General features: G+C 51.5%; 11 protein-coding genes. All 11 read right to left on the bottom strand.

The window, feature by feature from the left end; all coding sequences use genetic code 11:
* Nucleotides 1–50 precede the first annotated feature (50 nt).
* Nucleotides 51–641: a hypothetical protein gene (locus O3C43_22360; GenBank protein MDA1069236.1), complete on the bottom strand. Its 591-nt coding sequence runs from the start codon at nt 639–641 to the stop codon at nt 51–53.
* Between the two features lie 375 nt (nt 642–1016).
* Nucleotides 1017–1688 carry a hypothetical protein gene (locus tag O3C43_22355; protein ID MDA1069235.1) on the bottom strand — a complete coding sequence of 224 codons (672 nt, stop codon included), beginning with the start codon at nt 1686–1688 and terminating at the stop codon, nt 1017–1019.
* 167 nt (nt 1689–1855) lie between these two features.
* The gene (locus O3C43_22350) at nt 1856–2347 is read right to left on the bottom strand and encodes a hypothetical protein (GenBank protein MDA1069234.1); all 492 of its coding nucleotides are present in this window, start codon (nt 2345–2347) and stop codon (nt 1856–1858) included.
* Nucleotides 2325–4949, bottom strand: a complete 2625-nt coding sequence (locus tag O3C43_22345) for a DEAD/DEAH box helicase (GenBank protein ID MDA1069233.1) — start codon at nt 4947–4949, stop codon at nt 2325–2327. The genes O3C43_22350 and O3C43_22345 overlap by 23 nt, the downstream gene beginning before the upstream one ends.
* A 150-nt stretch (nt 4950–5099) precedes the next feature.
* Entirely contained in the window at nt 5100–5435 is a 336-nt protein-coding gene (mazF, locus tag O3C43_22340) for an endoribonuclease MazF (GenBank protein MDA1069232.1), read from the bottom strand.
* Nucleotides 5429–5671 carry an AbrB/MazE/SpoVT family DNA-binding domain-containing protein gene (locus tag O3C43_22335; GenBank protein ID MDA1069231.1) on the bottom strand — a complete coding sequence of 81 codons (243 nt, stop codon included), beginning with the start codon at nt 5669–5671 and terminating at the stop codon, nt 5429–5431. The genes mazF and O3C43_22335 overlap by 7 nt, the downstream gene beginning before the upstream one ends.
* Nucleotides 5672–5872: 201 nt before the next feature.
* Entirely contained in the window at nt 5873–6145 is a 273-nt protein-coding gene (locus O3C43_22330) for a PIN domain-containing protein (protein ID MDA1069230.1), read from the bottom strand.
* A gap of 140 nt (nt 6146–6285) precedes the next feature.
* Nucleotides 6286–6519, bottom strand: a complete 234-nt coding sequence (locus O3C43_22325; GenBank protein ID MDA1069229.1) for a hypothetical protein — start codon at nt 6517–6519, stop codon at nt 6286–6288.
* A 380-nt stretch (nt 6520–6899) separates the two neighbouring features.
* Nucleotides 6900–7730 (bottom strand): hypothetical protein, encoded by an 831-nt coding sequence (locus tag O3C43_22320; GenBank protein ID MDA1069228.1) that lies wholly within the window; start codon nt 7728–7730, stop codon nt 6900–6902.
* A gap of 82 nt (nt 7731–7812) precedes the next feature.
* A complete protein-coding gene (locus O3C43_22315) occupies nt 7813–9837 on the bottom strand; it encodes a hypothetical protein (GenBank protein ID MDA1069227.1) in 2025 nt (674 codons plus the stop codon).
* A gap of 131 nt (nt 9838–9968) precedes the next feature.
* Complete coding sequence (locus O3C43_22310) at nt 9969–11924, bottom strand: hypothetical protein (protein MDA1069226.1); 1956 nt, start codon at nt 11922–11924, stop codon at nt 9969–9971.
* Nucleotides 11925–12018 lie beyond the last annotated feature (94 nt).

The raw sequence follows: 12018 nt of genomic DNA, 5'->3' as shown, positions 1-12018 counted from the left end.
CCGAGGGCAACATGAGTCTTCTTCATTCTGTCTCCTAACGTGAAGGTGTATCATGAAGTGAAGCGCGGAGCGCGTAACGGAATTGATACCACCGACTTGATAGCCTCACTTTTTGTATACTTCTCGATGGTGTCCCTATCCCTCTTTTTAATCGCCCGGAGGTCAGTTCTCTCAACGGAAACAAGTTCTATGCCGGCTTGTCGATATACTTCCTCTGGCGTGCTGAATACGTCGGACCTCTGAAATCGTATCGCTGCCTTATTTTCTTCAGGAGTAATATAATGGAGTCTCCCGTATTCTTCCCTGAAAATCGACTCCATTCCCTTTGCAGTTAAATCGTTATTTTGGATAAGCCTTTTTGCTGCAATTTTTCTCGGATAGACATGTTCCTCACTAAGCCTGACTTTCATGATACCACTGTCGGGGTGCAACTCAGCAAGTGCTTTCTTAGAAATTCTTCCTGTCCACGCATCGACTGGTTTCGGGATATACCAGATTGCAGCTCCAATCATAGTTTCTAGAAGCGCCTGCTGGGGCTTAGCTGCCCGCAAATAGACTGGGCGTATCGCTAAAATTACCTCTGCCAAGACCGAACAGTGCAATCGGATCTTTTCTTCTCGGTCTTTGGCTTTCTCTGACATTTTTTGGCTATCAATTAGTAGTATTGATTATTTTCATGAACTAACAACACTCAATTATTTCCAGAAATTGACTGTAGTCCATTGAATATTAGGGGTTTGAAGGGAAAAAAGGTAGTGATTATATGTCTACTAATTTTCCGGCAAATCTTTGGTCGATTTCAAGTGTCACTTAGTAGGCATCCGGGGGCAGATAAAAAGGGGTTCAACGCAAAACATTAACATTGGCCTATCTTTTTATACCTCACTTTAAGTGGTGCAGGTCTGGAAATGTGGATTGTTTCAGACAAGTCCGTGAATTTCCCGGGGTGTTGTTTCTTTAGCGGGTGGACATAAAGATGACAAGGGGAAGGGGGCGATTCCCAACAGCGTGCTTTGTCATTCATATTGAATTTCCGGACCGAACTGGAGATGGAGTTTTCGGCAAGTATAAAGCAACGCTTGTTGCCGGGTGCGCTTTCCGGGATTGGCTATGGCCTGTTGGCAATAGCGTAAGACCGTTTCCTTTGTCTCCTTATCGGTGCCAGGAGCAAGTAAAGGGAGGCCCGCGCCGGAAGTAGCCGTATATTGTTCGTGGGGAATCAAGCGGGAGTAAAGCAGGCCGCCAGCCATTTGAAACTGACTGAAGTTTCGGTCGATGACCGTCACCCGGCCGCGTTCTCCAAGAACGTCATGCAAGTCCACCTCCCAGACATCGGGACGCGACTCTTCGATCTCAAATACAGAAGTAAAGGCTTTTTGATGGCACATCAGAATCTCACGTTCGACCGGCGACAAATCGTCCGCCTCAACCAGAGCATGCTGAAAAAAGCGTTTGCCCTTCGATACGTGGTGAAAAAGCGTGTATTCTGTCAATAAGCTCAATTCCCATCCCCCATCAAAGCAAATGGTCTTGCCATGGACAGGAATTCCCAAGGCACGGGCAGCCGTAAACGGGTGTACTGTTCCCTTCATCCCGATAAGTTTGCTGGTTAGAGCCATGCTGAGTTTACGGATGGCGAGGTATTGCCGTGCTGCTTCGGTGGGCGGAGCGGGTGCTTGAGTATCCATTTTTGCTTCAGATTAAGGGGACATCATTCATTGGTTCTCGACGGTATCAAACTCATATTCTTATTTTAGGTTTCGTATGTGGCGAAGACGGCTTTTATTTCCTCTTAGTGGAGGACTCAAGTTTCAACGATTGAACAGAAAGCACCTCAATCAGGGTGGCATGCTTCCTACTGTTTCCGTTTTTTCCTCGGTTTTACGGTCTGTTTTTCTTTTGCGAAAGCATAGTGTGTTTCCAGGCGTTTCAAATAGGCCTTATCCGACATGATGGTTTCTTTAAATTGGTGAAGGAGCTTGTCGGCCAGGTTGGACTGAGGCTGAAAAAATTCCAGTTCGGGGCCTTTCATATCCCGGCCCATTTGTGCATCGCCATGGTTCCACTCGGTATAGAACGCTTCATCTTCCCATCCGTAGCTGATGCTTGCCAAAGACTGGCCCAGGGTGTCTTTGGACCAAACTTGCAAGACAACCCGGCGGCAGTCGCAGGATGGGTCGGCGCAATAAAACTCAACAAAGGCGAATTCGCCGGGTGGTAGCCCGAAGCCAGGATCCTTGACGGTCAAAACACGGGTTTCATTCCATGCGCGAGCACCTGCGTATTCATCGAAGCGGAGAAGGCCGAAGGTGGGCAAGGCCTTCTTATTTTTCCTTTTTCTCTGCATGATGATTTTCAATGTTAACGGCTTCCGCCTCCGCTTCTTCGGCGGCTGTTTTGAAAGGTTCGGCTTCTTCGTTCAATCCGGCGGCTATGAGGGCTTCGGCGGCGCGGCGTTTGGTTTCGGCGGTTTCGCGAAGGGCTTTGATTTTAGCGAGTTCTTCGGGGCTGAGAGGAGGTCGGAGCGCTTCGCCCTCTTCGGGCAGAAGCGGGCGTGAGGCGCGGGTGTGGATGCTGATCATGCCAGCGGCGGAAAGGCTTTGCAGCGCCTCCCAGGTGGCGGCGTCGAGGACCTGGAGGACCGGCGCGCTGTTGCTCCACGGGGTGGCTTGGAAGAGTTCTTCGAGTTGCGGCTTTTCCGAGCCGGTGGCATTGTGCAGGATGGCGATGAGGACGGGCGTCTCGGAGCCGGGAATCCAGGTTTCCTCACAGTAACTGAGACGGGGGCCGAGGCTGGTTTTTGCCCGGGCGGCGAAGTGGGCGGCGGGATCGCTCGGTGGCGCCGGTGGCACTGGTTGGCCGACCGGCACTTTTGACATGACTTGCTCCAGGCGTTTAAGAAAAACCTGGCGGCCGCTCTTGAGGGTCATTGTATTGAGGTTACCATAGCCGTCGAGCACTCCATCGGCCAACTCCATCTTCTGGGCGAGACTGGCGAGCATGCCGTGCTCAATCGTTTCTTCGGCCACGAGATTGATCACGGTGACCGGACGCGTTTGGTTTTTCCGCCAGGCGCGGGCGATGCGTTGTTCCAGTTTGGCCGGATTCCAGGGGAGGTCGCAATTGATCACTACGCTGGCGTTTTGCAGGTTGAGTCCGACTCCGCCGGAATCAGTGCTGAAAAAGATGCGGCAATCCGGATCTTGGCGGAAGGCGAGGATTTCGGCCCGGCGCTTCTTTTGTGGAACCGAGCCGGTGTGCCATGCATAGCCGAAGCCCAGTTTTTCGGCCAGTTCGCGGACCCGTTCAAGCATGCCGATCCATTCGGAAAAAACGATGACTTTGACATCGGGATCGGAGAGGCAGTCTTCGAGTACACCTTCGAGTTCCTTGAGCTTGGGGCACTCTCGAGAAGGATTCTTTTTGATGATGCCGGGGGAGTCGCAAATCATCCGCATCATGTTGAGCAGAATCATAAGCAAGTCCTGCTCTTTTGGAGTGAGTGGGCGGCGTTTGGCTTTGGCGGCGAGCTCGCCGACGCTTTTTTCGTATTCGGCATACTCCTCGCGCATGGCTTTGGTTAGCGGGACAAAGTGGTTGATGTCGGTGCGGTCGGGCAACTCGGTCTCGACTTGAATCTTGCGCCGGCGCAGGAGCACGGGAGCGACTTTCGCGCGAAGTTGTTCCAGGTTCTTGTAACCTTTCGGGCGTCCGCGTTCGTCCAGATCGTAGTATTCGCGATTGAAACGGAAGAGTGTGCCGAGCAGACTGGGATCGAGAAAATCCACAATCGACTTGAGCTCGTCGATTCGGTTTTCCAACGGTGTTCCGGTGAGGACAAAGGCGTAGCGGCTCTCAAGGCGCTTGACCGCCTGGGCGGTTTTGCTCGACCAATTCTTGATGCGTTGTGCTTCGTCGAGCACGATGATGTCGGGTCGTAAACTTGCGTTTATATTGAGACTGTCGCGGAGGATTTGTTCGTAGTTGCAGATCGTAAAAAAGGGCGGGTTCGGATCGCTGTACAGCGCGTTACGTTGGGAGGGACCGCCGAAAACCAAGCGTTGGGGGAGGGTGGTGAATTTGTTGATTTGCTCCTCCCATTCCGTCTTGAGGGACGCGGGTGAGACGACCAGGACGCGCCGGGCTTTTCCCAAATGGTGAAGCAGCGCACACGCGGCGATGGCCTGGATGGTTTTGCCGAGTCCCATTTCGTCGGCGAGGAGCGCGCGCTCCTTGAACGCAAGGTGAAGCATGCCTTCACGCTGATAGGGGAACAAGGGGCTCAGGGTCACGTGTTCGGGATGGCGTCCATCGATCACCCCGGTTTCATAGTCCCGGCGATTTTCCGTGCGGTCCCGTTCGATTTCCAGGTGGTTTAGCCAGGGTTCGAGCGTTTGGGAAAGGCGGATCTTTTTAGAGCTTGAGGCTCTCAGCCAGGCGACGAGCTCGTTCATATCAACGTCTGTATTCTGTCGACCCTCTTTATCGAAATAAACGCGCAGCGAAGGCGGTAACAAACGGAGGTTTCGCTCAACCTTCAAGCGCTTTGCATGTGTGTCCGGAATGATGTCGATGTGGGGAGAGGGCTGCACCAGCGCTTTCTTGCAGCCGGTGGGGTGTTTTTTTTCGAGCTGTTGAAGAACCGCTTCCACATGTTTGCAGGAACCGAGTCCGTTGATTCGAAAGTCTGTGCAGGTGCAATCAAAGTCCCGGTTTTTGAGGTCGCGGATTTCGACGGAATAGCTCAAACCGCTGGCGGACTTGACGGCAAAGTTTGAAAGGACGGTGTGTTCCGGAGACGCATTTGTAATACGGAAAGTCTCCTCCTGAGCACGAATCCGGCGCTTGAGCAGTTCCTGCTCATCGGTCGTGCGCCAGTCGGTGGCTGCAGGGAGACCGGGATTCTTTTTGGAGGTGCGTTTCTTGGCTGTGGATCGGGCATTCAACATTCTCGCAGCTAAGCAAGACTCGAAGGGTCGATCACGCCAAAAATTTACCTTTTTTGATTTATCTTTTCAGGCGCAACCTGCAAAACTGATTGCCGCCTGACCGGTGCGATTTATGAAGGTGTTGTTTTCTTCAAAAAGAAGCCTTCTTTCTTAACCTATTATGGCATATAATTTGCCGACAACTTCCTCGAAAACATCAGCGTTTGCTCGTTCAATAAATTTTGCTCTTCTCACAGACCAATCGAAACTTTTCACCTGATCGGCCAGAACCGCGCCTTGGATCTTTTGGCCTAAAACCGGGACTTCGAATGGGTAGCCCTTTATCTTCGAGGTGATGGGACAAAATACAGCCAAACCGGTTTTGCGGTTGTATGCTTTTCTGGATAGGACAATTGCGGGTCGATGGCCTGCTTGTTCGTGACCAGCCTGAGGATTGAAATCAAGCCAGACCAGATCCCCTTCCGCGGGAACATACCTGCTCACCAAATCTCCTTTCCTCGCGGACCGCCAGAGGTAAATTCGTCATGCGAATTCTTTTTGGTTACACCCTTCAGGAGATCATCCAATTGAAATTGCCTTTTGGAAACCGGCTTAACCAGTATGCCTTCGGCTTCCTCGACAATCTCTACGTCGCTCCCTTCGGAAAGTTGGTAGCTGGCTGTCATTTGTTTGGGCAACCGTAGTGCAAGACTGTTTCCCCATCGAGCAACTTTCGTTTTCATAGAAACAAAAAGTATCTACATGGGATATACGGTCAAGACCGATTATTTTGGCGTTCGGGGAACCCATAAGAGTTCACCGCAAAACCTTATCATCAGGGGATGTAAACCCGGAGCATGAAGAGTTGAAGGAGGTCGGGGAGTTGAAAGGGCTCATTCATTGTTCCTATTTCAAATATTCCAGCCGTCGAGATCCATCTGATGTTAACCAGAGAGCGCTTTGTTCAGGCTGGAAATGGTCATGCTTTCCAGCTCTAGACGGCTCAGGCGATCATCGTTCGTTACGAACTGGTTGACTCCGGTTTCCAATGCGCAACTTAGCTGTATGGCATCCGGAGGTTTAAAGGTGGTGAATTGGCTGCGGAGCCTGGCAAAAGTGACAGCCTCCCTTTGACCAAAAGGAATGATTTCAATTTCCTGGAACTTCCGCACATAAGCTTCGACCTGGTCCAATTTTCCTTCGGAAAATGGGTTCACGAGAATTTCTCCCAGACTTAATTAGGATGTACAAAGCTCGACTCCACTAGCTGAATATTGCCGGGCAAGTTGAAGGACTTTTTCGGTGTAGTCTGAGTTTTCCCAAAGGTAGATGAAAAGATTAGTGTCCCCAAAGGCCTTCATTCCCACCCGCGCCTTTGTTCTGCTACGTACTGGTCTGCGCTCTTCCAGCCAGTATCTTTAAACTCTTTTCGGATACCTTGGACCCAGTTTAGAAGTTCATCCTTTTTGACCCGATTAACTTCGGATTTCAATGCGCTGATCATCACATCCTTGAGTGTTTGACCTCGCTCCAGGGCAATTCGCTTCGCCTCTTTTACCAGTGGATCCGGTAGTTCGATCGTGGTTTTCATGCTGATTTCCCTAAACCCATATACGGTTGTCAAAGTTTCGTAGCTGTTATCTGTTATTAATGTTCGTCAGTATGGTCAGCGGTTGCCGTCTACCTTTAAAGGCGTTTGAAATTATGAGCTTTCCTTTGCTGATCTGGGAATAGGGTACTTGGGGAAACGAGCTACTAGGATGCATTTTACCACCCAAGTCAGATTCTGCGATCCCTTATATACGGGATAGGCAGCGTTTGTTTTGGTGGTAGTATTGGGACTCGTTACCCCGTTTAGGCATCGTTGCGCTTTCGGGTCGCGAACAAGTTTGCTCCTACATTTAGCAAGCAAATTTCAATCACTAAACCATACCGTAAAATGGTGGAGCGGTTTAGTATCAAATTTCTCCCTTATTCTCGTTCTTCGCCGATCACTTCGATCTCGCCGAATTCTACATGAGAGTTATCGGTCACGCGGGTTTTGTTGAGGCCTTTTAGGTTTTTGCCAAAATAATCTGCAGCTACCAGATTCATATCCTTGATCGCCTGGTCGAAGGACTGCCCGATGGCGCGGATGCTGTATCGAGTTGACCAGAGCAATTTGGTTTCTCCCTGTTTTAACAATGGCATGTCATAGGCCATTAATATCACGAAGTAGCGGGATTCTGTCAGCTGCCATTCCAAATCCTCCCTCTCCCAAGAGGGAGTACTTTGCATGTAGGCTTCTTCCATTCCGAGTAAGCGGGACTTGCCATAGCGGGATTGATCGTTGGCTCTGTTCATGGTATCCATAAAGCTTAGGTTGGATTGGAATCCAGCCATTGCCGAGGCGTCCATGTCATCCGAATAACCCATATCTTCAAACGAGGTGTAGCCCATCAGGTCGAAAAAGGATTCTTCATAATCGGTGGCGCCGTAGTGTACCACTATCAGTAGGTCCGCTTCACCCACGACGGGACTGTTGTAGTACCCTTGTTTTTGCAGATGCATTGCCATGTCCTGGATGATATCCATGAAGGTAAACCTCTCCAAGCTACGGTCCTTGGAATTGCCTCCGAAAAACCGACCTTCATAAAAGTTGTAGGTTTGAATCTTCTTTTCATCATCCAAGGCCCGTTGCTTGACATATTCTTCGGACGCCACCGCCTTGATCAGGATGCGGTTAGCCCCTTGAAGGCTAATTGTCAGAAACAGGATAGCGAGTGCGAGAATCCAAGGTGTTCTTAAAGCGTATGCATGCATGATTCTGAATGACCGTTCTTAATAATTGTATAAGTATTAAGGATAACGATACGGATTTCTCAAAGGTTTCAATGTTTGAGATTTATTGGGTGCGAGGACCATAATGCGGCAGCGGCTTGCCGTACTCGTAGGCACCCAGGTCGGGAGCGGATCCGACGAATCCGTCAGTCAGTGATGGCAATTCGGTGCCCGCATCTATTGCCGCTGATCCTGCCTTGAGGCGGAAATCGAATTCTTCCAGTTGGAATACGCGCGCCCTGTTGTTTGCGTCAGGTGGCTCCACCCTTTCCAATACATCGTAGTCGAGCATGACACCGTTTTTTTCCTGACCGGTTGCCGCGCTGAATGCTTCAAGAGACTTGAATCTTTGATTACGACCTGTTTCGGGTGATCCTCGTCCTCCTGCAGTCAGTGTATAATCACGCAGCATATCTGTTGGCTGAGCCCAGCTAAAAAGCGATTCCGCCTTGGGCTTTTTCCGGTAGCCGTTGTAGTCGAAAGAGGTATAGGAGGTGTAGCTCATATTCGAGAGGGTAGGACTGTCTTGGTCGTTCCCTAAAAACAAATTGTTCCTGAAGTGACCATTGGAGTACGAGGAAAGTCTGGTTTCCGAACAGAACGTATTATTGTAGACCATCATTCCCGTCGGACGTGCGGAGAATTTCAGGGAATCACCCGCGGCATGGACGACGTTTCTGATGAAGTAGGCGGGGCCACCGAAAACCGGCTGGCTGCTCAGCGCCGAATGCCAGACGTTAATCCCTCGATTGTCGTAGACCCGGATGTTATGAGCGCCGCCGTCCGTCTCGATGAAATTGTCCGCCACTGTAAAGATGTCGTTGTTATAGAAGTCGATGGAAGCGCAGTGCTCGCCAGGGCCGCCCTGTGGGCGTCCGTGAGTATCGATGCAAATCCCGTCATGATAATAGGCAATGTAGTTATGGCAGACGACATGTCCCTGGCCGTAGACTTTGACAGCGTTGTAGGTGTCGATGGGCGCAGGTGGATCAACCCTGGACCAACCGCGGACCTCCTTGCGGGAATGCGTGCCGATAAAGGTGTTGTCGGCTATATAGAAATCGTTGGATCCCGCCCAGTGGGTCAAGACGACATTCCCGACTGCCTCCGTTTTGCAGTTGACCACGGAAAGTCCTGAAGAGCCCCCCACATTTTTCCAGCCCGCAAGGAACCCGATATCGGTATTTTTAATCGTGATACCCTCAAAGTAGTGATGGTCCGCAGCCATTACATTGAATAGGTTGTAGTTGCTACCGTCGCTGCCTTTGCCGTCGAATATCACCTCGCCATCACCCGCTGCAATGATTGAGATGGGACGATCCGCGGTTCCTTTCTGAGTGAGCACGTAGTGTCCGTGGAAATCGAGTCCATTTGCCTGGGCGTATATGTAGCGCTCGCCCGAGTAGGTGCCCGCGTGGACCATAATGGTGTCGCCAGCCCGAACCCGCGGTTCGGGATAGAGCCACCAGTCGCCGGCACCGTTGTAGCCGTAGTAGGCCTCATTCAATCCTGTGAAAGAGGGGTTTTCGCGTTCACCTTCGTAACCCATTGGATAGACGTGGAAAACCCTGCCATGTTCGTAGGGTTTGGGAACGGACCGCGTGGTCACTCTCTCTACAACCGTGGCGACTCCTATCAGGCCGTCAGGGTCCGTCATGGTGAACTCGCACTCGTAGGTGGTATCCGGCTCCAGTCCGAAAATACTGCCTGCAAACATGTTTGGCGTTTCATACACGTCCCGTTGTTCGTGTCCCCAAATCTTTTCCCGTTGAATCCGTAGCATGGGTAGTCCCTCGCGCCATTGGGAGACGCCCACTTCGCGATACCTGATCGTTACGGTGGCGTTGTGGTTGTCATCCCCGGATACATACCATTCGAATCCGGCGTTCTCGAGCGTGGGCCGCTCAATATAAAATTCCTGAGGAATAACCGTGTCGGGCGGGAGGGCGTTAATCTCATCGTCGCCTGCAACAGGCGGACGCGTTGGATTATACCCAATCCGCTGGGCATTGACCATGCATGCGCCGCAGAGGAATGTAGCAATCAATAGATATCTGAGAATGGATAGGGGCGTTGTTCTGGATTTCATAGGTGTTTAATGAGTTTGGGGATTTCGGGTTTGAGGAAATAGAAATGATCGGCAGCAAGCTACCTCCTACATTTAGTTAAGCGATACAAGGTGTAGGAGGTAGCTTGCTGCCGAATAAAATACTTTGAGTTTCATTGAGTGCGAGGACCATAGTGCGGAAGTGGCTTGCCGTATTCGTAGGCGCCCAGGTCGGGAGCGTTTCCGGTAAATCCATCCGTGAGGCCGGGTAGTTCGACTCCTGCGTCGACTGCCGCTGATCCTGCCTTGAGACGGAAGTCAAATTCCTCCAATTGGAATACGCGTCCCCTGTTGTTTGCGTCCGGCGGCTCCACCCGTACCAACACATCGTAATCGAGCATGACGCCATGCTTTTCCTGACCGGTTGCCGCACTGAAGGCTTCAAGCGATTGGAACGATTGTGAAGCTCCTTCTTCGGCGGTTTGGCGTCCGGACAAGGCAAAATCTTGCAGCCTCTCCGTTGGCTGAGCCCATCTGAACAGGGAATCGGCTTCGGGCTTGATCCGATAGCCGTTATAATCGAAGGAGGTATAGGAGGTGTAGCTCATGGACGAAAGGGTGGGCTGGTCCGGATCATTTCCTAAAAACAAATTGTTCCTGAAGTGACCATTGGAGTACTGGGAGATTCTTGTTTCCGAGCAGAACGTATTGTTGTAGACGACCATCCCGGTTGGGCGGGCAGAGAATTTGAGGGAATCTCCCACGGCATGCACGACGTTTCGAATGAAGTAGGCGGGGCCACCGAAAACAGGTTGGCTGCTCAGCGCCGAATGCCATACGTTGATCCCGCGATTGTTGTAGACGCGGAGATTATGGGCGCCGCCGTCTGTTTCGATGAAGTTATCCGCCATCAGGAAAATGTCGTTGTTATAGAAGTCGATGGAGGCGCAGTGCTCGCCGGGGCCGCCCTCTGGCCGCCCGTGGGTATCGATGCAGATCGCGTCATGATAATAGGCAATGTAGTTATGGCAGACGACATGTCCCTGGCCATAAACCTTGACGGCGTTGTAGGAAGTGATGGGCGCGGGATCTGGAAGTCTCGCCCAGCCATGGACTCGGTCGCGGTCATGCATCCCGATCATGGTATTATCGGCAATATAGAAATCGTTGGAGCCAGCCCAATGGGTCATCACGACTTGCCCGACTCTTTCTGTTTTGCAATTTACTACCGAAAGTCCGGAACTACCGAGGACTCGTTTTAGGCCCGCGTAAAAAGCGATCTCCGTATTCACGATCGTCAGTCCCTCGAAATAGTGGTGATCCGCTGCCATGATATCGAACAGGCGATAGTTGCCTTCCCCGTCGAAGATCACCTCTCCGTCGCCGGCCGCCTTAATCGTGATGGGGCGCTCGGCGGTTCCGTCCTGGGTGAGCACGTAAGTACCGTGGAAGTCAAGTCCCAGTGGATTGGCGTACTTGTAGCGCTCGCCTTTGTAAACGCCGGCGTGAACCAAGATGGTGTCGCCAGCTCTTACGCGTGGTTCGGAATACAGCCACCAGTCGCCGCTACCGTTATAGCCGTAATAGGCCTCATTCAATCCGGTAAAAGCGGGCTCTTCGCGCGGCCCTTCATAACCCAATGGATAGACGTGGTAGACGTTGCCGTGTTCATAGGGCTTTGGAACGGGTCGAGTGGTAACTCTTTCCGTTTTTTTCGCGACTCCGATGAGCCCGTCGGGATCTACCATGGTAAATTCGCATTCGTAGGTCGTGCCGGGCTCCAGCCCAAAAATACTGCCGGCAAACATGTTTGGCGTCTCATACACATCCCGCTGTTCGTGTCCCCAGATCTTTTCCCGCTGAATGCGCAGCAGAGGTATGCTTTTACGCCATGTCCCGGTGCCCACCTCGCGGAAGCGGACTCTAACTGTGGCGTTATGGTTTTCATCCCCGGATACATACCATTCGAATCCGGCATTCTCAAGCGTGGGCCGCTCGATATAGAATTCCTGGGGGATAACCGTATCTTCGGGTAATGCGCTATACTTTCCGTCACCGGCAACCGGTGGACGTACTTCCTTCGATTGAGCGTTCGCCAAGTTGGCGCAGCAGAGGAATGCGGCGATCAATAGAAATCTGAGGACGGTTTGGTGAATGGTTTTTGATTTCCCTTTGTTTCTGAATTAGCGTCCTAAAAAGAAGACTTGATTACACTACAAAGAT

It is taken from the genome of Verrucomicrobiota bacterium, assembly GCA_027622555.1.
Taxonomy (GTDB): domain Bacteria; phylum Verrucomicrobiota; class Verrucomicrobiia; order Opitutales; family UBA2995; genus UBA2995.
The sequence above is the reverse complement of the archived record's forward strand: the minus strand, read 5'-3'. Positions and strand labels throughout refer to the sequence as shown.

Excerpts from the sequence above, each read along its gene's own strand:
- O3C43_22360 (MDA1069236.1), bottom strand. The coding sequence starts at position 641 with ATGTCAGAGAAAGCCAAAGACCGAGAAGAAAAGATCCGATTGCACTGT.
- O3C43_22355 (MDA1069235.1), bottom strand. The coding sequence starts at position 1,688 with ATGGATACTCAAGCACCCGCTCCGCCCACCGAAGCAGCACGGCAATAC.
- O3C43_22350 (MDA1069234.1), bottom strand. The coding sequence starts at position 2,347 with ATGCAGAGAAAAAGGAAAAATAAGAAGGCCTTGCCCACCTTCGGCCTT.
- O3C43_22345 (MDA1069233.1), bottom strand. The coding sequence starts at position 4,949 with ATGTTGAATGCCCGATCCACAGCCAAGAAACGCACCTCCAAAAAGAAT.
- O3C43_22335 (MDA1069231.1), bottom strand. The coding sequence starts at position 5,671 with ATGAAAACGAAAGTTGCTCGATGGGGAAACAGTCTTGCACTACGGTTG.
- O3C43_22325 (MDA1069229.1), bottom strand. The coding sequence starts at position 6,519 with ATGAAAACCACGATCGAACTACCGGATCCACTGGTAAAAGAGGCGAAG.
- O3C43_22320 (MDA1069228.1), bottom strand. The coding sequence starts at position 7,730 with ATGCATGCATACGCTTTAAGAACACCTTGGATTCTCGCACTCGCTATC.
- O3C43_22315 (MDA1069227.1), bottom strand. The coding sequence starts at position 9,837 with ATGAAATCCAGAACAACGCCCCTATCCATTCTCAGATATCTATTGATT.